Source organism: Roseobacter denitrificans OCh 114, assembly GCF_000014045.1.
In the GTDB taxonomy this organism is placed as follows: Bacteria; Pseudomonadota; Alphaproteobacteria; order Rhodobacterales; family Rhodobacteraceae; genus Roseobacter; species Roseobacter denitrificans.
Genome location: NC_008209.1, coordinates 1,344,858 through 1,364,011, shown reverse-complemented (window position 1 = coordinate 1,364,011; position 19,154 = coordinate 1,344,858). Strand labels below are relative to the sequence as shown.

The 19,154-nt window shown below is 57.1% G+C and carries 29 protein-coding genes; 6 read left to right on the top strand and 23 right to left on the bottom strand.

Features of this window, described 5'->3' with window-relative positions; translation table 11 throughout:
• Positions 1–5: 5 nt before the first annotated feature.
• From RD1_RS06635 to rpmC, 16 genes are all read right to left on the bottom strand, one after another.
• Entirely contained in the window at positions 6–653 is a 648-nt protein-coding gene (locus RD1_RS06635; protein WP_011567691.1) for an adenylate kinase, read from the bottom strand.
• On the bottom strand, positions 650–2,014 hold the full coding sequence (secY, locus tag RD1_RS06630) for a preprotein translocase subunit SecY (RefSeq protein WP_011567690.1): 1,365 nt from the start codon (positions 2,012–2,014) through the stop codon (positions 650–652). The genes RD1_RS06635 and secY overlap by 4 nt, the downstream gene beginning before the upstream one ends.
• A gap of 119 nt (positions 2,015–2,133) precedes the next feature.
• The gene (gene rplO, locus RD1_RS06625; RefSeq protein WP_011567689.1) at positions 2,134–2,616 is read right to left on the bottom strand and encodes a 50S ribosomal protein L15; all 483 of its coding nucleotides are present in this window, start codon (positions 2,614–2,616) and stop codon (positions 2,134–2,136) included.
• 351 nt (positions 2,617–2,967) lie between these two features.
• On the bottom strand, positions 2,968–3,558 hold the full coding sequence (locus RD1_RS06620) for a hypothetical protein (protein ID WP_105880331.1): 591 nt from the start codon (positions 3,556–3,558) through the stop codon (positions 2,968–2,970).
• A gap of 210 nt (positions 3,559–3,768) precedes the next feature.
• Positions 3,769–4,044 (bottom strand): hypothetical protein, encoded by a 276-nt coding sequence (locus RD1_RS06615; protein ID WP_011567688.1) that lies wholly within the window; start codon positions 4,042–4,044, stop codon positions 3,769–3,771.
• A 136-nt stretch (positions 4,045–4,180) separates the two neighbouring features.
• Complete coding sequence (rpmD, locus tag RD1_RS06610) at positions 4,181–4,369, bottom strand: 50S ribosomal protein L30 (RefSeq protein ID WP_011567687.1); 189 nt, start codon at positions 4,367–4,369, stop codon at positions 4,181–4,183.
• 12 nt (positions 4,370–4,381) lie between these two features.
• Entirely contained in the window at positions 4,382–4,957 is a 576-nt protein-coding gene (gene rpsE / locus RD1_RS06605; RefSeq protein ID WP_011567686.1) for a 30S ribosomal protein S5, read from the bottom strand.
• A gap of 106 nt (positions 4,958–5,063) precedes the next feature.
• Positions 5,064–5,423 carry a 50S ribosomal protein L18 gene (gene rplR, locus RD1_RS06600; RefSeq protein ID WP_011567685.1) on the bottom strand — a complete coding sequence of 120 codons (360 nt, stop codon included), beginning with the start codon at positions 5,421–5,423 and terminating at the stop codon, positions 5,064–5,066.
• 11 nt (positions 5,424–5,434) lie between these two features.
• The gene (rplF, locus tag RD1_RS06595; protein WP_011567684.1) at positions 5,435–5,968 is read right to left on the bottom strand and encodes a 50S ribosomal protein L6; all 534 of its coding nucleotides are present in this window, start codon (positions 5,966–5,968) and stop codon (positions 5,435–5,437) included.
• A 10-nt stretch (positions 5,969–5,978) separates the two neighbouring features.
• Entirely contained in the window at positions 5,979–6,371 is a 393-nt protein-coding gene (rpsH, locus tag RD1_RS06590; protein WP_011567683.1) for a 30S ribosomal protein S8, read from the bottom strand.
• A 12-nt stretch (positions 6,372–6,383) separates the two neighbouring features.
• Positions 6,384–6,689, bottom strand: coding sequence for a 30S ribosomal protein S14 (gene rpsN, locus RD1_RS06585; protein WP_011567682.1), 306 nt, complete (start codon positions 6,687–6,689; stop codon positions 6,384–6,386).
• A 20-nt stretch (positions 6,690–6,709) separates the two neighbouring features.
• A complete protein-coding gene (gene rplE / locus RD1_RS06580) occupies positions 6,710–7,273 on the bottom strand; it encodes a 50S ribosomal protein L5 (RefSeq protein WP_011567681.1) in 564 nt (187 codons plus the stop codon).
• Entirely contained in the window at positions 7,266–7,577 is a 312-nt protein-coding gene (rplX, locus tag RD1_RS06575) for a 50S ribosomal protein L24 (protein WP_011567680.1), read from the bottom strand. Before rplX ends, rplE begins: the two co-directional genes overlap by 8 nt.
• Positions 7,578–7,579: 2 nt before the next feature.
• A complete protein-coding gene (rplN, locus tag RD1_RS06570; protein ID WP_011567679.1) occupies positions 7,580–7,948 on the bottom strand; it encodes a 50S ribosomal protein L14 in 369 nt (122 codons plus the stop codon).
• A gap of 69 nt (positions 7,949–8,017) precedes the next feature.
• Entirely contained in the window at positions 8,018–8,257 is a 240-nt protein-coding gene (gene rpsQ, locus RD1_RS06565; RefSeq protein WP_011567678.1) for a 30S ribosomal protein S17, read from the bottom strand.
• 11 nt (positions 8,258–8,268) lie between these two features.
• Positions 8,269–8,475: a 50S ribosomal protein L29 gene (gene rpmC, locus RD1_RS06560; RefSeq protein ID WP_011567677.1), complete on the bottom strand. Its 207-nt coding sequence runs from the start codon at positions 8,473–8,475 to the stop codon at positions 8,269–8,271.
• Positions 8,476–8,770: 295 nt separating this feature from the next.
• Here rpmC and RD1_RS06555 point away from each other — a divergent pair, with 295 nt between their 5' ends.
• The 3 genes from RD1_RS06555 to RD1_RS06545 all read left to right on the top strand — a co-directional run bounded on the left by RD1_RS06555 (position 8,771) and on the right by RD1_RS06545 (position 11,587).
• Entirely contained in the window at positions 8,771–9,409 is a 639-nt protein-coding gene (locus tag RD1_RS06555; RefSeq protein ID WP_011567676.1) for a LysE family translocator, read from the top strand.
• Positions 9,410–9,599: 190 nt separating this feature from the next.
• The gene (gene rocF / locus RD1_RS06550) at positions 9,600–10,526 is read left to right on the top strand and encodes an arginase (RefSeq protein WP_011567675.1); all 927 of its coding nucleotides are present in this window, start codon (positions 9,600–9,602) and stop codon (positions 10,524–10,526) included.
• Between the two features lie 8 nt (positions 10,527–10,534).
• Positions 10,535–11,587 carry an ornithine cyclodeaminase gene (locus tag RD1_RS06545; protein WP_011567674.1) on the top strand — a complete coding sequence of 351 codons (1,053 nt, stop codon included), beginning with the start codon at positions 10,535–10,537 and terminating at the stop codon, positions 11,585–11,587.
• A gap of 481 nt (positions 11,588–12,068) precedes the next feature.
• On the opposite strand, the gene RD1_RS06540 is transcribed toward RD1_RS06545, so the two are convergent.
• Complete coding sequence (locus RD1_RS06540; protein WP_011567673.1) at positions 12,069–12,635, bottom strand: VPLPA-CTERM sorting domain-containing protein; 567 nt, start codon at positions 12,633–12,635, stop codon at positions 12,069–12,071.
• Between the two features lie 296 nt (positions 12,636–12,931).
• On the opposite strand from RD1_RS06540, the gene RD1_RS06535 reads away from it, so the two are divergent.
• Positions 12,932–13,549, top strand: a complete 618-nt coding sequence (locus RD1_RS06535) for a 2OG-Fe(II) oxygenase family protein (RefSeq protein ID WP_011567672.1) — start codon at positions 12,932–12,934, stop codon at positions 13,547–13,549.
• A gap of 151 nt (positions 13,550–13,700) precedes the next feature.
• Positions 13,701–14,150 (top strand): hypothetical protein, encoded by a 450-nt coding sequence (locus RD1_RS21135; RefSeq protein WP_011567671.1) that lies wholly within the window; start codon positions 13,701–13,703, stop codon positions 14,148–14,150.
• A gap of 336 nt (positions 14,151–14,486) precedes the next feature.
• Here the strand turns inward: RD1_RS21135 and rplP are convergent, their stop codons facing one another.
• Genes rplP through rplB form a run of 5 tightly spaced genes read right to left on the bottom strand, consistent with a single transcriptional unit; the run spans position 14,487 to position 17,122 of the window.
• Complete coding sequence (gene rplP / locus RD1_RS06525) at positions 14,487–14,900, bottom strand: 50S ribosomal protein L16 (RefSeq protein WP_011567669.1); 414 nt, start codon at positions 14,898–14,900, stop codon at positions 14,487–14,489.
• Between the two features lie 13 nt (positions 14,901–14,913).
• Positions 14,914–15,621 (bottom strand): 30S ribosomal protein S3, encoded by a 708-nt coding sequence (gene rpsC, locus RD1_RS06520; RefSeq protein WP_011567668.1) that lies wholly within the window; start codon positions 15,619–15,621, stop codon positions 14,914–14,916.
• Positions 15,621–16,001 carry a 50S ribosomal protein L22 gene (rplV, locus tag RD1_RS06515; RefSeq protein WP_011567667.1) on the bottom strand — a complete coding sequence of 127 codons (381 nt, stop codon included), beginning with the start codon at positions 15,999–16,001 and terminating at the stop codon, positions 15,621–15,623. Before rplV ends, rpsC begins: the two co-directional genes overlap by 1 nt.
• Positions 15,998–16,276, bottom strand: a complete 279-nt coding sequence (rpsS, locus tag RD1_RS06510) for a 30S ribosomal protein S19 (RefSeq protein ID WP_011567666.1) — start codon at positions 16,274–16,276, stop codon at positions 15,998–16,000. The genes rplV and rpsS overlap by 4 nt, the downstream gene beginning before the upstream one ends.
• Positions 16,277–16,279: 3 nt before the next feature.
• Positions 16,280–17,122 (bottom strand): 50S ribosomal protein L2, encoded by an 843-nt coding sequence (gene rplB, locus RD1_RS06505; protein WP_011567665.1) that lies wholly within the window; start codon positions 17,120–17,122, stop codon positions 16,280–16,282.
• A gap of 313 nt (positions 17,123–17,435) precedes the next feature.
• Between rplB and RD1_RS06500 the strand changes: the two genes are divergently transcribed.
• Positions 17,436–17,819 carry an Ig-like domain-containing protein gene (locus RD1_RS06500; RefSeq protein ID WP_044032989.1) on the top strand — a complete coding sequence of 128 codons (384 nt, stop codon included), beginning with the start codon at positions 17,436–17,438 and terminating at the stop codon, positions 17,817–17,819.
• A 298-nt stretch (positions 17,820–18,117) separates the two neighbouring features.
• On the opposite strand, the gene RD1_RS06495 is transcribed toward RD1_RS06500, so the two are convergent.
• Positions 18,118–19,035 carry a hypothetical protein gene (locus RD1_RS06495; RefSeq protein ID WP_011567663.1) on the bottom strand — a complete coding sequence of 306 codons (918 nt, stop codon included), beginning with the start codon at positions 19,033–19,035 and terminating at the stop codon, positions 18,118–18,120.
• Positions 19,036–19,154 lie beyond the last annotated feature (119 nt).

Below are 19,154 nucleotides of genomic sequence, written 5' to 3'. Positions count from 1 at the left end.
GGCGTTTACGCGTCCAACACAGCCTTGATTTCGCCCTGCACCGCATCAATCGCGCCCAGACCGTCGACCCGCGACAGCATGCCCTTGGCATAGTAATACCCGATCAGCGGCGAGGTCTGTTTGTAATATTCCATCAGACGCGTCTTGAGGCTTTCCTCATTGTCATCCGCGCGACGCTTGAATTCCTTGGCCTGCCCGCAATTGGTGCACACCCCGTCGGCCGGGATTGGCTTGGTTTGATCGTTGTAGACCTCACCGCAGCCCGCGCAGGTCGACCGTGCCGTGATCCGCGCCACAAGGGCTGCATCATCAACGCGCATCTCAACCACTTTATCCAGCGTCTGGCCCGTTTCTTCCATCAAAGCACCCAAGGCATCGGCCTGCGCCAAAGTGCGTGGGAAACCGTCAAAGATGAAACCCGACGCCTCGACCGTATCCAGCTTTTCCTTGATCAGACCGATCACGATCTCATCCGTCACCAGGGCACCGCGCGCCATCACATCGGCGACAACCTTTCCCATCTCCGTGCCGCTGTCCTTGGCCTCGCGCAGCATATCACCGGTGCTCAACTGGACCATGCCGCGCTCTTGTTCGAGCATCCGGGCCTGTGTTCCTTTACCGGCCCCTGGTGGCCCCAACAGTATTATATTCATCGACGCACAGGGCTCCGTTTCTTGCGGCCCTTGCCGCTTTTGCCGCGCAGTTGCGACTTCTCCAGCAGGCCTTCGTATTGGTGGGCCAGCAAATGGCTTTGCACTTGCTGAATGGTATCCATCGTTACCGAGACGACAATGAGAACAGATGTGCCGCCGAAATAGAACGGAATGGCGAATTCACCGCGCAGGATTTCCGGCAAGAGGCACACAGCCGCCAGATAGGCCGAGCCCAGAACCAGCACGCGGTTCACCACATATTCCAGATATTCCGAGGTCTTCTTGCCCGGGCGGATGCCCGGAATGAACCCGTTCTGGTTTTTAAGGTTATCCGCCACATCGTCTGGCTTGAAGCTGACGTTGAACGTGTAGAAATAGGTAAAGAACACAATCATCGTCGTGAAAAACGCCAGATAGAGCGGCTGACCGGGGCCAAAATTCGCCAGCAGCCACGACATGATCGGGTTCGTCGAATTGCCCGAGAACGTGCTGATCGTTACCGGCAGCAACAAAAGCGACGAGGCAAAGATCGCCGGGATAACGCCCGCCGGGTTGACCTTGACCGGCAAGTGGCTGGAACCACCGTCATAAACCTTCATGCCCACCTGACGGCGCGGGTATTGTATGTGGATCTTGCGCAGGGCACGCTCCATGAACACCACGAACATGATCGTCGCGATCACCATGATAATCACACCGATGATCACCGCAGGGCTGATCGCGCCCGAGCGGCCAGAGGCAAAGAACTGCGCCATCGCGGCCGGAACCTCGGCGATAATGCCCACAAAGATGATCAGCGAAATACCGTTACCGATGCCGCGCGCGGTGATCTGCTCGCCCAGCCACATCAGGAACATGGTGCCACCGACCAGCGTAATCACGCAGGATGCGCGGAAAAACATGCCCGGATCGGTGACGATGTCGCCCGCTTCAAGGCTCACCGCAAGGCCATAGGCCTGCAACGTGGCAAGGAAAACCGTACCATAGCGCGTGTATTGGTTGATCTTCTTGCGGCCCTGCTCGCCCTCTTTCTTCAGGGCTTCCAGCTTGGGCACCATGGCCGTCATAAGCTGCACGATGATCGAGGCCGATATATAGGGCATGATGCCCAGGGCAAAGATCCCCATCCGCCCCAAGGCGCCGCCGGTAAACATCGACACCATACCGCCGATGCCCTGCCCCGCCTGCTCCATGAACTCGCGCAGGGCGACGCCATCAATCCCCGGCACCGGGATAAACGTCCCGAGGCGGTAAACGATCAGCAGTCCCAGCGTAAACAGGATACGGTTGCGCAGGTCAGTTGCCTTACCCAGCGCGGACCAACTCGTATTGGCAGCCATGCTCTCGACAGCAGAAACCATGAAGGGCTCTCTTTCGTAACAAATGCGCCGCCCGGGCCGTTTTCCGGCTGGGCGGCGTCATGGAAAACTAAAGACGTATGTAAGCGGCGCAGCCGCCGCCCACAAGTCTGATCTTGGGCTTACGCCTCTGACGTTTCCGCGACGGGCGCCGTAACGGTCAGGGAACCGCCCGCTTTGGCCACGGCTTCGATAGCGGATTTGGATGCGCCGGTGACTTCGATGTTCAGTTTGCCCGTCACATCGCCCTTGGCCAGCACGCGAATACCGTCCTTCTTGCGACGCACGAGGCCGGAGGCAATTAGTGCGTCTTCGGTGATGGCGGCGCTCGCGTCGATCTTGCCCGCATCCACGAATTTCTGGATGAGACCAAGGTTTACAACGGCATAGGCCTTGCGGTTCGGCTTGTTGAAGCCCCGCTTTGGCAGACGTTGATAGAGCGGCATCTGGCCGCCCTCATAGCCCTTGATGGCCACACCCGAACGGGATTTCTGACCCTTGATACCCCGGCCACCCATTTTACCGGTGCCAGAACCCGGACCACGCCCAACGCGCTTGCGTTTCTTGGCCGCACCATCATTGTCGGAAAGTTCATGCAGTTTCATTGTCGCTTCTCCTTTTGCCGGATGTGGTCCCCAGCGACGGGAGCGACCAAACACGGCGTTTCGATTCTATGTCACCAAAATGGTGATCGTGGGCATATAATCGACGGGTATGCAGGGATCAAGGTCAAGATTGCTTTGTGACCCTCATAAATGTTGATTGAAATGTTGCCACTTGCCCGATTAAAATCTCGCGCTGTGGGAGTATAAGCTTGGCTAGAGGAGCTTCGTCACTTGGACGGCTGACGCCTAAGTTTTGAAGCACAAAATCAATCGACTCCAGCGTGTCAGACAGTCGCGTTCCATAAACCGGTTCATGGTGTGCGAGCCGGTTTCTCGTTTGGTAAATGACTTCTAATTTTTTTCGGCAACGTTTGCTCTGCTAATTGATTTGTTAGGAAACACCCGTTTCAGAGCCCTTTTCCAGAGAACTTTTTCATAGTCTTGTGAAAACAACCTTTTCCAAAAGTGCATTGTAAGTTGGGCTATGACTTGGCCTTCCAAAACATGCAGTGTTGATTGCCGTTTTTGCACCAGCTTTCGATGTTTAATTTTGGCATAGTTCCCATTCGGAAGTGCAACAGCGTCCAAGGCGCTTTTCTCCGGTCCTGACAGCTTGGAGTATGCTGCTCTTTGCGCATTCGAATTTGCCTTTTTTATGGAAAACATTTCCAAACTACCCCATCTCAGAGAGGCTGGGGGTTTCCTAAGCCAATCCGTAATCTTAAATTCCACAAGCATCTGATGACAAACCGCATTGCGCAATCCGATTTCAATTAACCCAGAGACCGCCGAAATCGCCACTCCCAAACTCATTGTGGATTGATGCAACTCTATGGCACTTTCTCGCGTTTTGGTCAGATTCATAAATGTACTGAGCCGCTCCTGAGATAACAGCTTCTCGATCTCTGGCATGTCAGCTGGAGTTAAAAACCTTGACACCATTCACTCCTTACAGTACTTTTGCAGTTGAAACGTCGGGATAATGGTCGGCAGCGCGCTTAGTTCGTGACGGACCCCCGACGCTATAAGATAAAGCCACCGTTTTGGTGGCTTTTTCATTTTGATCTTTTGATAAGTTTAGTCAACATCAAGTGACACACAATTTTCTGCCATGAGTTTTGATTGCTTCAATGCACCGAAAGCAGACTCGATCTAGCTTTCGCTGAAATCACCGGACTCGATGTTTGCGCGCAAGGCTTCCAGATAAAGAATACAATTGCGCTCACGTCCGCTTGCAAAGAGTTGTTGGATTTTCTTGAACTGCTTTTCGGCAAAGGCCTTATCCGTGGCATCCGTCATCTCATCAACCATCGCGCGGACTTCTGGCATGCGCTCGGTGCAGGTTTTTTCGCTGTTCGCCGCCGCAGGAGACGCAAACGCCATGACGGCCAAAAGGGGAAACACGCCAGGGGTGTTGAATTTACGCATAAGACGCTCCTGAAAGAATTTTGTTTAACCCTTAATAGCAAAGCGCAACCAGCTAAACGGTAAAAGCGGCACAAAACGAAAAACCCCCCGCAGTCTCCTGCGAGGGGTTCAAATTCTCAAGACGTCAAATAGGGGGTCAACCCTTCTCTTCGACAATCTCCACCATATGCGGGATGGAGTTGATCATGCCGCGCACGGAAGGGGTATCTTCCAGCTCGCGGGTCTTGTGCATCTTGTTCAGGCCCAGACCGATCAGCGTGGCACGCTGTTTTGCGGGGCGACGGATCGGGGAGCCGATCTGTTTGATGACGATTGTTTTAGCCATGATACCGCTCCTTTATGCCTCTGCTGTTTCAGCAGGCGCAGGCGCTGCGTCAACTTTGGGCAGAATGTCAGCCACTTTCTTGCCGCGACGTTGTGCGACCGAACGGGGCGAGGACTCCTTGCGCAATCCATCCATGGTGGCGCGGATCATGTTGTAAGGGTTCTGCGAACCGATGGACTTGGACACAACGTCCTTCACGCCCAGCATTTCAAAGACGGCACGCATCGGACCACCGGCGATGATCCCGGTCCCCTCAGGTGCCGAGCGCATAACGACTTTACCGGCGCCATGACGGCCTTCCATGTCGTGGTGCAGCGTGCGGCCTTCACGCAGCTGTACGCGGATCATCTGGCGCTTGGCCTGCTCGGTGGCTTTGCGGATGGCCTCGGGGACCTCTTTCGCCTTACCTTTGCCGAAACCGACGCGGCCCTTCTGATCGCCCACAACCACGAGGGCTGCGAAACCAAAGCGCTTACCACCTTTTACAGTCTTGGACACGCGGTTGATCGCGACCAGGCGGTCTGCGAATTCCGGTGCTTCGTCACGATCGCGGCGGTTGCCACGACGGTTGTTGTCACGTTCTGCCATAGAGAACATCCTTTTTTGCGGGCAAGCGCCCAGTTGTTTCAATCCAAGTGAGCACAAACCGCCCCCGGATCATCGAAGCCGCCCCCAAAGGAGCGGCTTGCAAGTCTTAGATCTTCAAACCGCCTTCACGCGCGGCTTCGGCGACGGCCTTGACCTTGCCGTGAAAGAGGAAACCGCCACGGTCGAAATAGGCCTCGCTGACACCGGCTTTCTTGGCCCGCTCAGCAATCGCCGCGCCGACCTTGGCCGCCGCTTCGATGTTGTTCTTGCCCACAACGCCCAAATCTTTTTCCAGCGTGGAGGCCGAAGCAAGCGTCTTGCCGGCCACATCGTCGATCAGCTGAACGCTGATGTTCTTGTTGGAGCGGTGCACACTCAGGCGCACGCGCCCTGCATTCACCTTGCGAAGCTTGTTCCGAACGCGCAGGCGGCGTTTGATGAACAGTTGTCTTTTACTGTTTGCCATTGTTTGCGTCCTTACTTCTTCTTGCCTTCTTTGCGGAAGACGAACTCACCTTTGTAGCGGATGCCCTTGCCCTTGTAGGGCTCGGGTTTACGCCACTGGCGGATGTTCGCGGCGACCTGACCAACAAGCTGTTCGTCAATGCCCTCCACAACGATTTCGGTTTGCTTCGGCGCTGTCACGGTGACACCCGCTGGCGGGGTGTAATCCACGTCATGGGACAGGCCGAGGTTCAGTTTCAACGTGTTGCCAGTCATGGCCGCACGATAACCAACACCCTGAATTTCAAGCTCTTTCTTGAAACCTTCGCTGACGCCGGTGACAAGGTTCGCAACCATCGTGCGGGACATGCCCCACTGCTGGCGCGCGCGCTTGGATTTGCCGCGGGGCGTAACGGTGACGACATTGTCCTCGACCGTCAGGGTCACATCATCCGTTGCCTTGAACGCACGCGTGCCCTTGGGGCCCTTGATTTCGATGGTCTGGCCGCTGACGGATGCGCTTACACCGGCGGGCAGATCGACCGGTTTTTTACCAATACGAGACATTCTGCTCTCCTTAGAAGACGGTGCAAAGCACTTCGCCACCAACATTGGCGCTGCGTGCTGCTTGGTCCGACATCACACCCTTGGGGGTGGAGACAATCGACACGCCGAGGCCCTGACGGACAACGGGGATGTCATTGACGCCCATGTAAACGCGACGACCGGGCTTGGAGACCCGCTTCAATTCGCGAATGACAGGTTCGCCTTCGTAATACTTCAGGCTGATTTCGATGGCCGGATGGCCGTCTGCACCCGTGATCTTCTCATAGCCACGGATGTAGCCTTCGTCCGCCAGCACATCCAGCACCCACGCCCGCAGCTTTGACGCCGGGGTGATGACGGTGGATTTGCCGCGCAGTTGAGAGTTACGGATGCGTGTCAGCATATCTGCGATAGGATCGTTCATGTGATGCGCTCCTTACCAGCTCGACTTGACCATGCCGGGGATCTGACCGCTTGAGCCAAGGTCCCGCAGCGCGATCCGCGAAATTTTCAGTTTACGATAGTAGGCGTGCGGACGACCGGTCAGCTGGCAACGGTTGTGCAAACGCACAGCCGATGAGTTGCGCGGCAGTTTCGCCAGCTTCAGGGAAGCGCGAAAACGCTCTTCCATTTCGAGCTCTTTGTTGTTGATGATCTCCTTCAACTCAGCACGTTTTGCTGCGTATTTGGCGACCAGTGCTTCACGCTTTTTCTCGCGTGCGACCATGGATTTCTTAGCCATATCTAATATCCTTCCCGCGCTTATGAGTTGAAAGGCATGTTGAATGCTTTCAACAGGCTCTTCGCTTCAGCGTCGGTTTGCGCCGTGGTGGCGATCACAATGTCCATTCCCCAGTTCTCGTCGATCTTGTCGAAATCGATCTCGGGAAACACGAGGTGCTCTTTGAGGCCCATGGCATAGTTGCCACGCCCATCAAAAGACTTGCCCGAAATGCCGCGGAAGTCGCGGATACGAGGCATCGCAATTGTGATCAGACGGTCCAGGAATTCATACATGCGATCACCGCGCAGGGTCACTTTGGCCCCCAGCGGCATTTCTTCACGCACCCGGAAACCCGCGATGGACTTCTTGGCCGTTGTGGTCATCGCTTTCTGACCGGCAATCAGCGTCAGGTCGGCTTGCGCGGACTTGGCTTTCTTGCTGTCGCGCACGGCTTCGGCACCACATCCGATGTTCAGGACGATCTTGTCCAGACGCGGGATCTGCATGTCGTTCTTGTAGCCGAACTCTTCCTTAAGCGCTGCGCGGATCGTGTCGCGGTAAACCGCCTTGAGGCGCGGGGTATAATTTGCGGAATCAAGCATCGATCACATCCCCTGTTGTCTTGGCGAAGCGCACTTTCTTGTCGCCTTCCATCTTGAAGCCGACGCGGGTGGCCTTGCCGTTGGCATCCACATAAGCAAGGTTGCTCAGGTCGATCGGCATGGCCTTTGGAATACGTCCGCCCTGCTCAGTCTGGGACTGACGCGTGGCACGGATGGCGATGTTGATGCCATCCACGATGGCCTTGCCGGATTTCGGGTCCACAGACGAAATGCTGCCTGTCTTGCCCTTGTCCTTGCCTGCCAGCACGATGACCTTGTCACCTTTTTTCAGTTTAGCAGCCATGATTACAGCACCTCCGGAGCGAGCGAGATGATTTTCATGAAGTTCTTGGCGCGCAACTCACGCACAACCGGCCCAAAGATACGTGTACCGATCGGCTCATTGTTGTTGTTGAGGATAACGGCGGCATTGCGATCAAAGCGGATCGCGGTGCCGTCTTCGCGGCGTACTTCCTTGGCGGTGCGCACAACGACGGCCTTGCGGACGTCGCCTTTTTTCACACGGCCGCGTGGAATGGCTTCCTTGACCGACACGACAATGATGTCGCCGACGGATGCGTATTTACGCTTGGAACCACCCAATACCTTGATGCACTGAACACGGCGTGCGCCGCTGTTGTCAGCAACATCCAGGTTGGTCTGCATCTGGATCATTTGGTTTCTCCCGACCTTTGGGGGGCGATGCGTGCCTGATCCCCAGGGTTTCGATTAAAGGTTGGTGCTTCAGACCTCAGCGGCTTGCAGCACTTCCCAACGTTTGGTCTTCGACTTTGGTGCACATTCAACGATGCGGACGGCGTCGCCCTTCTTGAATGTGTTGTTCTCATCGTGCGCCCGGTATTTCTTGGACTTACGGATGGTCTTTTTCAGAACCGGATGGGTAAAGCGGCGCTCGACGGACACGCTGACAGTCTGGTCATTTGCATCGGAAGTCACGACGCCGGATAGAATACGCTTTGGCATGAGAGCTCTCCTTACTCGGACGCAGCAGCAGATGCCGCTTTTTGGTTCAGAATCGTTTTGACACGGGCCGCGTCGCGGCGTGCCTTGCGGATCTGCGCAGGGTTCTCCAACTGGCCCGTCGCTTGCTGAAAGCGCAGGTTGAAGGAGGTTTTCTTCAGATTGGCCAACTCTTCACGCAGCTGGTCCGGCGTTTTATCGTGTAGTTCCTTGGCGTTCATCGCCCTATTCCTTTCAACATCACGGGAAGGCCGCCAAAAGGCGTCACCCTGATTCCCGTGGAGTCCATGATGAAAGGGCCGTATAGGCCCAAGCCGCCCATACCGCAACCCCTTTTGACACCTGTTCCCCAGTCCCCCAAAATCCGCCTGACACGACAGGCCGATCAATCCGGCGCGTCCCTTTTACGCGGTGCTGTGTTGTGTACCCGTGTCGGCCATCCTTTAGCGCGCGGCCTTGTCCGGATCAAAATAATCAGCGACGATACATGAAAGCGGATGATTGGGATGGGCAAAGATGTTTTCGATTTATGCACTCACGTGGCTAGGTGTCCTCGCAGCCCAGATATCGCCCGGTCCGAACCTCGCGGCAGTCGCATCTGTCGGATTGGCGCAGGGACGGATACCTGCCCTCTGCGTGGTCACCGGAATTTCGTCAGGAATGCTCGTTTGGTCAGCGGCAACGGCATTGGGACTTGGCGCCTTGATAGAAGCCTTTCCGCTCTCACTGTTATTCCTGAAGTTCGTGGGCGGGGGATACTTGCTCTTTCTCGGACTCAAGGCAGCCCGTGCAACCCTCAAAGGCGGTGGCAGCACAACCTTTGCACCTGATGCGCGCCCGCTCACCAAGGGCCGTGCATGGCGTCGGGGTGTTTTGGTGCTGCTGAGCAATCCCAAGGCTGCTCTGATGTGGGCGGCGGTCGCGTCTTTCCTGTTCGGGCAGGGATTGAGCGCGTGGCATGTCCTTGCATTCGGACCTATGGGCGCCTTGTCGGGCCTGGTCATCTACGGGACCTATGCGTGGCTCTTTTCGACTGGCGTCGCCATGCGCGGTTACGCGCGTTTCTCTCGCTGGTTCGAGGGTGTTTTCGCAGCAGCCTTTGGAGCAATGGGAGCAAGCTTGATTTGGGCAGGTATCCATGAAGCCAGAAACTGAGCGGCCATAAGCGCAAACTCATCAAACACCCAGGCAGTGATATGGCTTGCCGAGACGGCCGATTTCGACCAAAGGAACGCAATATGCGATAGAGGTACGCATGCGGTGAGGTCCACGGGCCAATCCGCATCCGCGAAAGCAAGATCATCGTGACGGCCGTCCAGAAACCAACTGCGCAAGAGGGCAAGATATGACCAAGCAAAAATGCATTTTAATCGGCGTGCCGATGGATTGCGGCAAACGCCGTCAGGGTTGCCTGATGGGTCCGGATGCCTATCGCACCGCGGGGCTTGCCCCGGCCATCCGTGACCTCGGATATGTGGCCGAAGACCGCGGGAATATCAGCCCCGGCGCTTTCACGCCTGACACGCATGACGGCAGGCTCTATGCCTTGAACGAAACAATCGCATGGACCAGGAGCCTCAAGGAGGCGGCGCAGGTCGCCATGGCCGACGGTTTTCCGATCTTCATGGGGGGCGATCATGCGCTCTCGCTGGGCACGGTTGCCGGGGTTGCGGCCCACGCCGCCGGGCAGAACCGTCCGCAATTCGTTTTGTGGCTCGATGCCCATCCCGACTATCACACGCCCGACACCACCGATTCCGGCAATCTGCACGGCACACCGCTGGGGTATCTGACCGGGCGCGGGGCCTTTGACGGCTTTCCCGAGGTTGAGGTCAAAGTGCCCACCGGAAACGTCGCCATGATCGGCCTGCGCTCCGTCGATGCACCCGAACGGGAGGCGATACAGGCGACCGACATTCAGGTCGCCGACATGCGCGCGATTGATGAAAACGGCATCGCCGCCCCCCTGCGCAGGTTTCTGGAACGGGTGGAGGCGGCGGGCGGCATGCTGCATGTCTCGCTCGATGTGGATTTCCTCGACCCTGCCATCGCACCCGCCGTTGGCACCACCGTGCCGGGGGGTGCGACCCTGCGCGAGGCCCATCTGGCGATGGAGATGCTGCACGACAGCGGCCTTGTGACCTCGCTTGATCTGGTCGAACTCAACCCCTTCCTTGACGAACGCGGTCGCACTGCGTCGCTTATGGTCGAACTCACCGCGTCGCTTTTGGGACGCCGCGTATTTGACCGCCCAACCCGCAGCTATTCCTGAGAGACATCATGGCCAACCCCTCCCCTTCCAAGCTCGCCTTCGTGCCCTTCGTCAGCGTCGAAAACATGATGAAACTGGTCCACCACATCGGGATTGAAACGATGCTGAAAGGCCTTGCCGACTATATCGAAGATGATTTCCGCCGCTGGGACCTGTTTGACAAAACCCCCCGCGTGGCCAGCCATTCAAAAGAGGGCGTGATCGAACTCATGCCCACATCGGACGGCGAGGTTTACGGATTCAAATACGTCAACGGCCATCCGAAAAACACACGGGAAGGGCTGCAAACCGTCACCGCCTTTGGCCTGCTGGCCACGGTCGATACAGGATACCCAGTGCTGTTTTCGGAAATGACCGTGCTGACGGCCCTGCGCACGGCAGCAACCTCTGCGATGGTGGCCAAACACCTTGCGCCAAAGAACGCGCAGACCATGGCGATGATCGGCAATGGGGCGCAATCCGAATTTCAGGCCCTCGCGATGCGGGTGATCTGCGGCGTTGACACCCTGCGGATGTACGACGTTGACCGCGCCGCGACGGATAAGGCGATGCGCAACCTCGATGGCTTCGGCTTCACGCTTGTGCCCTGTTCCACGCCAGAAGAGGCGATCGAGGGCGCGCAGATCATCACGACCTGCACGGCGGACAAGCAATATGCGACGATCCTGACCGACAACATGGTTGGCGCAGGGGTACATATCAATGCGATTGGCGGGGACTGCCCGGGCAAAACCGAATTGCACGCGGATATTCTGACGCGCTCGGATGTCTTTGTCGAATACCCCCCACAGACACGGGTAGAGGGCGAGATCCAGCAGATGCCCGAAGACTTCCCCGTGACCGAAATGTGGCAGGTCATCAACGGCACCGCGACGGGTCGCACGAATGAACGTCAGATCACGCTCTTTGACGGGGTCGGTTTCGCCATCGAAGACTTCTCCGCCCTGCGCTACGTGCGCGACCAACTGGCGGAAACCGGGCTTTGTCAGGAACTCGACATGATCGCCGACCCTGATGATCCGCGCGATCTGTTCGGCATGGTGCTGCGCGCCAAACCGTGATCCAGGCCCCTGACAATTGAGCCAGTCGCGCTTTTGGGGTCCGCGCGCCATTGGCTCCGCTCTGTCGAGGCGGGACCTCATCCTAAGCCAATCTGGATGACCACATGATGAAAGCCCGACGGCGACCTGTTTTACCCCGGTCTGACGCGGGCCCATCTGCGGGCGCGCCCGCACAAACACCAATGCGTCCCGCATCCGACCTGCAGCGTTGGACGCAATAGCTGAGGCAACGCCTGCCTTCGGACGCAGTAAAATCCTTGATCTCATTCAGCGTTGGATGATTTACGTTTTCGCATAGCGCTTGGGAGCGTCTGACGAAATCGCTGCAACATCACGCATCACGCAACGCGTTGAAATCTTTGATTTCAGTCAGCGTTGCGTGATCAAGGCTTTTCGCATGACGCTTGCATGCACCCCGGACAACAACGCTTCCTGCCATCGGATGATCCTGTCCGGGCCGGATGGCCCGTCAGGGCGAAGATCACGCGGGTTTGCGCCGACGTCCAAAGGCCGCAAGGCCACCCAACCCGGCAATCAGCATCCAAGCTGCGGCGGGTAGTGGTACGGCGGCAGGGATGCCCACGCCGTCAAATGCGCCACGCGTCTGGCCTGCATTGAACGTGGACGACCCCCTGAACACGATGTTGCCCGTGCCGGAGAACAGGAAAGCAACCCCTTCGTAATAGGAGTTTGACGAGCCAACCGTGGTCGTGCCGAGCGCCTCAAGCGTGCCACCAGTATAGGTCAAGCTGGAGTTGCGCCCGTTCAGAAACGCGATGATGTTGCCCGCGCCGCTGGTCACCGAATTGGCCATCGTGGTCTGATCAAACGTATCGCCGGCATTGAACACCGTGCCGCTGCCCTCGCGCACCCGGAAAAAGCCGATCCGCGTTGCGGATGCGTCGCCAAGCGCCGTGGCCTGCGCGGCCGTCAAAGTATACACACCGTCGTTTGTTGTCTTGTTGAACTGGTTGATCGTCGCCGCGGACGCCGAAGACCCAAGCACCACCAAACCCGCAACGATGAAACTTCTGACAAGATTTCTCATGACCACTCCTTACGATACTATTCTTCACCACTTCCTTAACATGGGCGGCTTTGTCTCAAGAAGCGGATCGTTAACTATTGGTTAACGGGTGCATGTCACGCGCGAGAAGGCAGATCGCGCATGGACCGCCTTTCGCACCGACGAAACACCGACGTTATACCGACGTGATACCGACCCCTCGATCGGGCCAAAAACGGTGCAGGCACGCCATTCCCGGACCTCGCATCACGAACCCTTTGTCGGTGTTGCGCGCACGATGCCTTAACACGGCGCATCGCCTCCGCTATGACACCCGCATGAGCACCATAGATTCCCTCTTCGTCACCCGACTTTACCGCGCTGCCCTGTCCGAGCACGGCAAGCCAATTGATACATCAGAGCTTGAAGCCTCCTGCTGGTCCATCGCCGAAGACGACGAAGCCGGTCAGGAATGGTGCGAGGAAAACGGCTATCCGGGCTATACCAGTTATGCCTCGCTCACCGACCTGCCCTATCGCTTCCCGATCTTCAAAGACCTCGTGAAAGTGCTGGACAAACATGTCAAAACCTTTGCCGAGGACCTCGAGTTTGACCTCGACGGGCGCAAGCTGAAGCTCGAAGACATTTGGATCAACATCCTGCCGCAGGGGGGCGTGCACACGTCTCACATCCACCCCCACTCCATTATCAGCGGCACGACCTATGTGGCCGTTCCCACGGGGGCGAGTGCCATCAAATTCGAAGATCCCCGCCTGCAAATGATGATGGCCGCCCCCCCGCGCCAAAAATCCGCACGCGACGCCCTGCGCAGCTTTATCTACAAGGCACCAGAACCGGGCGATGTCCTTTTGTGGGAAAGCTGGCTGCGCCACGAAGTGCCGGTCAACATGTCGGAAGATGAACGCATCAGCATCAGTTTCAATTATAGCTGGTAATTCACTGCCGGGTTGCGCGAGTGCGTTCTACCATGGCGAGATTTTGCGCGTGTTTTCGCTGACTTACGCCATTTCGCGATCAAAATGACAGCATGCTGCGCCTGAATGGGCTAGCCTTGGTTAACTTTGAATTAAGCGATCAAAAACCTGAATGCAGCAACCCTTTGGCACCGCGCGGGAAGTCTCCGAATTTCTGTTGGAGCGTACCGGCACCGCTCTGTTGGAAGACAAATTTGATACCTTTTTGTCCTGCATCATCCTGCCCCAGCAAGTTGAGACATTCGCAGGGCAGCGTCTTCTGACCTCGCCACAAGAGGTCCATCAGGTGTTTCGCGCCGTGCGGGCCTATCACCAGAAAAACGGCGTGACGGACATCGTCCGCCACTGTGTCGAAGCGGCATTCAAAGACCCCCATACGGTCGCTGCCACCCATGAAACGCGCCTCCTCAGCGGGGATATCATGACGCAGGATCCCTACCCGGGTTTTTCCGTTCTCAGATTTGATGGAGACACATGGCGCATCGCCAGCATGAGCTATGCCATCGAGGATCGGGATGATCTCAACGCAGCGCTGATGAGTGCCGGAACCACCGCGCCCTGAACGCAGGGGCAACCGACCGCGCGCAAACAGAGATCATCCCGTGAACGGAACCGGTTGGGAAAGCCGAACAGTGCATATGCGTCAGACACCAAACGGTGCAGATATCGCAGCCCTGAGCCGACGCGCAGGCCTGCACAGCGGTCGTTCAAATCGCCTGTTGCCGGCAGGATGCCTCACCCCACCATTCCTGCTCGCTGCAGCTGCTAGCGGCGCGCACGCCAGACCCGGAAGTAAAAAACGACCCGACGGAGTGTTCCGCCGGGTCCTTTAAAACTCTGAAACCTCTGCATTATTTTCGACGCAGAGGCGGGATGCCATCGTCGGTCAATCCCGCGCTTACCAGTCCTCGCGGACGACAACACGCGTCTTGATCGGCAGTTTCATCGCGGCAAGGCGCAGCGCCTCACGTGCGACGTCATCGTTCACACCGTCGATTTCGAACATCACGCGACCCGGCTTGACCTTGGCCGCCCAACGGTCGACCGAACCCTTACCTTTACCCATCCGAACTTCGATAGGTTTGGCAGTGACCGGCACGTCCGGAAAAATGCGGATCCAGACACGACCCTGACGTTTCATGTGACGTGTCATCGCGCGGCGTGCCGCTTCGATTTGACGTGCAGTGATCCGCTCCGGCTCAATCGCTTTCAGACCGTAGGTGCCAAAGTTCAGGTCAGACCCGCCCTTTGCCAGACCCTTAATCGAGCCCTTGAACTGTTTGCGGAATTTAGTGCGTTTTGGTTGTAGCATCTGTCATTCCCCCTTAGCGACGACCGCCAGCACCACGCGGTGCAGGGCCATCCTGGAGTTCCTGTGCTTTACGGTCACGTGCAGCCGGGTCGTGCTCCATGATCTCACCTTTGAAGATCCATGTCTTGATCCCGATGATACCATAGGCAGTTGCCGCTTCCACATGTGCGTAATCGATGTCCGCGCGCAGCGTGTGCAAAGGCACGCGGCCCTCACGATACCATTCGGTCCGCGCGATTTCCGCGCCGCCCAGACGACCGGCGACATTCACACGGATGCCCAAGGCACCCATACGCATGGCGTTCTGCACGGCGCGCTTCATGGCACGACGGAAAGACACCCGGCGTTCCAGCTGCTGCGCAATGCTTTCACCGACAAGCGCCGCGTCCAGCTCAGGCTTGCGCACTTCAACGATGTTGAGGTGCAACTCGCTTGCAGTCATCTTGGCGATCTTCTGGCGCAGACCTTCGATGTCCGCACCCTTTTTACCGATGATGACACCGGGGCGTGCTGTGTGGATCGTGACGCGGCACTTCTTGTGCGGACGTTCGATGATCACACGGGCCACACCGGCCTGATGACACTCTTTCTTGATGAAATCACGGATCGCGAGGTCTTCCAGCAGAAGGTCCCCGTAATCTTTCGTGTCGGCATACCAGCGGCTGTCCCAGGTGCGGTTCACCTGCAGGCGCATGCCAATCGGATTGACTTTGTTACCCATTAGGCTTGCTCCTCAACTTGGCGCACGACGATCGTGATTTCCGAAAACGGCTTGATGATCTTGCCAAAACGACCACGTGCCCGCGGGCGGCCACGTTTCATCGTCAGGTTTTTCCCGACATAGGCCTCTGCCACGATCAGCTCGTCCACATCAAGGTTGTGGTTGTTTTCACCATTGGCAATCGCGGACTGAAGGCATTTCTTCACGTCATGCGCGATCCGCTTCTTGGAGAACGTCAGATCCGTCAACGCCTGTTCCACTTTCTTGCCGCGGATAAGACCTGCAACAAGGTTCAGCTTTTGCGGGCTTGTGCGAAGCATGCGCAGTTTTGCCATCGCTTCGTTGTCAGCCACGCGGCGGGGATTTTTATCCTTGCTCATTTGCGTTTCGCCTTCTTGTCAGCCGCGTGACCGTAGTAGGTCCGCGTCGGTGAATATTCACCAAACTTCTGACCAATCATGTCCTCGGTGATGTTGACCGGGATATGTTTGCGGCCGTTGTATACGCCAAACGTCAGGCCCACGAACTGGGGCAGGATTGTCGAGCGGCGCGACCAGATCTTGATCACTTCGTTGCGACCGCTCTCGCGGGACGCTTCGGCCTTTTTCAACACATAACTGTCGACAAAAGGACCTTTCCATACTGAACGAGACATATTTTAACGCCCCTTCTTCTTGGCGTGACGCGAGCGGATGATCAGCTGGCTGGACGCTTTTTTCTTGTTCCGGGTTTTTGCACCCTTTGTCGGCTTGCCCCAAGGGGTAACCGGGTGACGACCACCAGAGGTCCGGCCTTCACCACCACCATGTGGGTGGTCGATCGGGTTCATCACGACACCACGCACAGAAGGACGAACGCCCTTGTGACGCATGCGGCCCGCTTTACCGTAGTTCTGGTTGGAGTTGTCGGGGTTGGACACGGCACCAACGGTGGCCATGCATTCCTGACGTACGAGACGCAATTCGCCGCTGCTCAGACGGATCTGAGCGTAGCCGCCATCACGGCCCACAAACTGGGCATATGTGCCCGCAGCACGGGCGATCTGGCCGCCTTTGCCGGGCTTCATCTCGATGTTGTGGATGATCGTCCCGATCGGCATGCCAGAGAAGGGCATCGCGTTACCGGGCTTGATGTCCGCTTTTTGCGACGCAACCACAGTGTCACCCACGGCCAGACGCTGAGGAGCCAGGATGTAGGCCTGCTCGCCGTCTTCGTATTTGACAAGCGCGATGAAGGCTGTGCGGTTGGGGTCATATTCGATGCGCTCGACCGTGGCCGCCACATCCATCTTGTTCCGTTTGAAATCTACGATACGGTAAAGGCGCTTTGCCCCACCGCCTTTGCGACGCATCGTGATCCGTCCGGTGTTGTTCCGTCCGCCATGTTTGGACAAGCCTTCTGTGAGGGCTTTGACCGGGCGGCCTTTCCAGAGCTCCGAACGGTCGATCAGTACCAGCCCACGCTGGCCCGGCGTCGTCGGTTTATACGACTTGAGTGCCATGTTGTCTGTCTTCCGTTTTGCTATGCGCCGGGTTGCCCCGGCGATGGTATGAAGGCCCCCGTAGGTGCCCGATTTAGATGTCCTTTCGAACAACAACGAAGCCCCGGACGAATCCGGGGCTGCCTTGCTGGAGGTCTGATATGCCGTTGTTGTGGGTGCGTCAAGGCCGCATAACTGCGCTTTGCGGTATACCGACGTCATGATAGGCTAATGGCATAAATGCTCGTCCGGAAAGACAGTCATCAGACAAAGACCGCTGAAACGCTTACTGTCTCCCGCTTTATTCAAACTGTTATTGAAAGGTATGCTCCCCATGTCAAAATACAGATCAATTGTGATCGCAACGGCCTTTGTTTTCGCTGGCTCGACAGCAGCATTGGCATCCTGCGACGGGTCATTGGGCCGTGGTTGGGCCGGTGGAAATGGTAAAGGCAGCTACGAAATGGCGGCGGGTGCGCAAAGATGCGCAATTCCTTTTGCCAGCTTCTATTCAAACAATGGAAATACGCGCACACCTGCAAATGAAGTCAGCCTGCGGCGCGCACCCAAATCCGGCACCATAACGCTATCATCTTCGGGTATCGTTTATACACCCGAAGCGGGCTTTACCGGCAAAGACCGTTTCTGCACCATCAACCGGAGCAGCAAGTTCGAAGGTGAGACCCTCTCGGGCTGCATTACTGTCACGGTAAAATAGGGGCTGAAGCGTCTGACGAAACACCTGAAACACTAGGCATCACGTGACGCGTTGAAATCTTTGATTTCGAGCAGCGTTACGTGGCTCGGATTTTCCGCATGACGCTTTGGGATCGCTCCGCTGACTGACCCGGAGCGTCGCGCGATAATTGGTGCTTTAGGCAAGTCACCAACGCTCTGATCACGTACCGTCGCGACCTTTTCCGGTGTCGGGCAATAAGACGACTAATTTGGTAGTGTGGCGGTCAAGCTGACCGATATGGCCCATAATCCGACCTGTCCATACATGGAAAATCCGATCAGAACCTGAACCGCACGGCGAGACCGCCAAGCGGGGCTGTGTCGTAGGATTGGCTGCTGATTTGATTGCCCGAGGCGTCATCCAGCCTGAGCCGCCCGTCAAATTCTGCCCCCACAAAGGCGCTGAGCGACAGGCCGGGGTTGGGGTTGTACTGGTAGGAGATCACGACAGGGATGCTTTCGTCCTCGCCCACGCCATCTGGTGCAAGGCCCTTGTCATCAAGCCGAAAGCGCACGCTTTCAGAACGCGCGGACAGGGAAAGCTGCGACGTATCGCTCAGCTTATATCCCAGGGTCAGCCCCGGACCGCCCGTCGCACCAAGGCCCGCGCCCGTGTTCAGGTTCCAGCGCTTGGTGATGTCCCAATCAACCAGAATCGCCGGAAACACATCGGCACCACTTTCTTCCAACTGACTATAGGCGCCAAAGGCCGGGCCAATCGTAAGGCTATCACTGATCGTCCATGCCACGCCGCCGAAAATGCCGTAGGTCGTGCTGTCCGACCTGTCGGCCCCGCTCTCATAATCCCACCGGACCTGAGGCGACAGGAACACGGTTGCCGTTTCACTGGCGCGAAACCGCGTGGGGATCGACAGGCGGATGTCCTGAATATCATCCCATGGTCGTTGCGCCGCATCGCCAAAATCATAGTCGAACAGCCCAAAGCTGGCGGAGACCCCAACAGATGTGTCGTTGTCAAAACTGTATATGGAACTGCCGCGCACAAACGTGCGGGATGACGAAAAGCTGCCGCCTTTGCTGAGGTCCGTATCCCCTTGGAACACGGTGAGCGCCTCAAGCTGGGCGCGCCACCCGGCGCGGTCCTGCGCGAGACCAACAGAGCTGGTGGCGCAAAACACAAGAGCGCAACAGATCGTTCTCAAAGGCAGATCAATGCGCAAGACGCCGTTCTCCATCAGTTCTGCTTCAGTGTAACAAACTAACGCGCAGCCGCCTACATTCAATCATGGCGCGTGATTTATGTCGCGACCCTGTCCGCAACAGGACGGTTAAAACGTCGTCCACAGCACATGAC

Bases quoted from the DNA above. Each gene is read 5' to 3' on its own strand.
- RD1_RS06635 (WP_011567691.1), bottom strand. From the start codon at position 653: ATGAATATAATACTGTTGGGGCCACCAGGGGCCGGTAAAGGAACACAG.
- secY (WP_011567690.1), bottom strand. From the start codon at position 2,014: ATGGTTTCTGCTGTCGAGAGCATGGCTGCCAATACGAGTTGGTCCGCG.
- rplO (WP_011567689.1), bottom strand. From the start codon at position 2,616: ATGAAACTGCATGAACTTTCCGACAATGATGGTGCGGCCAAGAAACGC.
- RD1_RS06620 (WP_105880331.1), bottom strand. From the start codon at position 3,558: ATGGTGTCAAGGTTTTTAACTCCAGCTGACATGCCAGAGATCGAGAAG.
- RD1_RS06615 (WP_011567688.1), bottom strand. From the start codon at position 4,044: ATGCGTAAATTCAACACCCCTGGCGTGTTTCCCCTTTTGGCCGTCATG.
- rpmD (WP_011567687.1), bottom strand. From the start codon at position 4,369: ATGGCTAAAACAATCGTCATCAAACAGATCGGCTCCCCGATCCGTCGC.
- rpsE (WP_011567686.1), bottom strand. From the start codon at position 4,957: ATGGCAGAACGTGACAACAACCGTCGTGGCAACCGCCGCGATCGTGAC.
- rplR (WP_011567685.1), bottom strand. From the start codon at position 5,423: ATGGCAAACAGTAAAAGACAACTGTTCATCAAACGCCGCCTGCGCGTT.
- rplF (WP_011567684.1), bottom strand. From the start codon at position 5,968: ATGTCTCGTATTGGTAAAAAACCGGTCGATCTGCCCGCCGGTGTAAGC.
- rpsH (WP_011567683.1), bottom strand. From the start codon at position 6,371: ATGAACGATCCTATCGCAGATATGCTGACACGCATCCGTAACTCTCAA.
- rpsN (WP_011567682.1), bottom strand. From the start codon at position 6,689: ATGGCTAAGAAATCCATGGTCGCACGCGAGAAAAAGCGTGAAGCACTG.
- rplE (WP_011567681.1), bottom strand. From the start codon at position 7,273: ATGCTTGATTCCGCAAATTATACCCCGCGCCTCAAGGCGGTTTACCGC.
- rplX (WP_011567680.1), bottom strand. From the start codon at position 7,577: ATGGCTGCTAAACTGAAAAAAGGTGACAAGGTCATCGTGCTGGCAGGC.
- rplN (WP_011567679.1), bottom strand. From the start codon at position 7,948: ATGATCCAGATGCAGACCAACCTGGATGTTGCTGACAACAGCGGCGCA.
- rpsQ (WP_011567678.1), bottom strand. From the start codon at position 8,257: ATGCCAAAGCGTATTCTATCCGGCGTCGTGACTTCCGATGCAAATGAC.
- rpmC (WP_011567677.1), bottom strand. From the start codon at position 8,475: ATGAACGCCAAGGAACTACACGATAAAACGCCGGACCAGCTGCGTGAA.
- RD1_RS06555 (WP_011567676.1), top strand. From the start codon at position 8,771: ATGTTTTCGATTTATGCACTCACGTGGCTAGGTGTCCTCGCAGCCCAG.
- rocF (WP_011567675.1), top strand. From the start codon at position 9,600: ATGACCAAGCAAAAATGCATTTTAATCGGCGTGCCGATGGATTGCGGC.
- RD1_RS06545 (WP_011567674.1), top strand. From the start codon at position 10,535: ATGGCCAACCCCTCCCCTTCCAAGCTCGCCTTCGTGCCCTTCGTCAGC.
- RD1_RS06540 (WP_011567673.1), bottom strand. From the start codon at position 12,635: ATGAGAAATCTTGTCAGAAGTTTCATCGTTGCGGGTTTGGTGGTGCTT.
- RD1_RS06535 (WP_011567672.1), top strand. From the start codon at position 12,932: ATGAGCACCATAGATTCCCTCTTCGTCACCCGACTTTACCGCGCTGCC.
- RD1_RS21135 (WP_011567671.1), top strand. From the start codon at position 13,701: ATGCAGCAACCCTTTGGCACCGCGCGGGAAGTCTCCGAATTTCTGTTG.
- rplP (WP_011567669.1), bottom strand. From the start codon at position 14,900: ATGCTACAACCAAAACGCACTAAATTCCGCAAACAGTTCAAGGGCTCG.
- rpsC (WP_011567668.1), bottom strand. From the start codon at position 15,621: ATGGGTAACAAAGTCAATCCGATTGGCATGCGCCTGCAGGTGAACCGC.
- rplV (WP_011567667.1), bottom strand. From the start codon at position 16,001: ATGAGCAAGGATAAAAATCCCCGCCGCGTGGCTGACAACGAAGCGATG.
- rpsS (WP_011567666.1), bottom strand. From the start codon at position 16,276: ATGTCTCGTTCAGTATGGAAAGGTCCTTTTGTCGACAGTTATGTGTTG.
- rplB (WP_011567665.1), bottom strand. From the start codon at position 17,122: ATGGCACTCAAGTCGTATAAACCGACGACGCCGGGCCAGCGTGGGCTG.
- RD1_RS06500 (WP_044032989.1), top strand. From the start codon at position 17,436: ATGTCAAAATACAGATCAATTGTGATCGCAACGGCCTTTGTTTTCGCT.
- RD1_RS06495 (WP_011567663.1), bottom strand. From the start codon at position 19,035: ATGGAGAACGGCGTCTTGCGCATTGATCTGCCTTTGAGAACGATCTGT.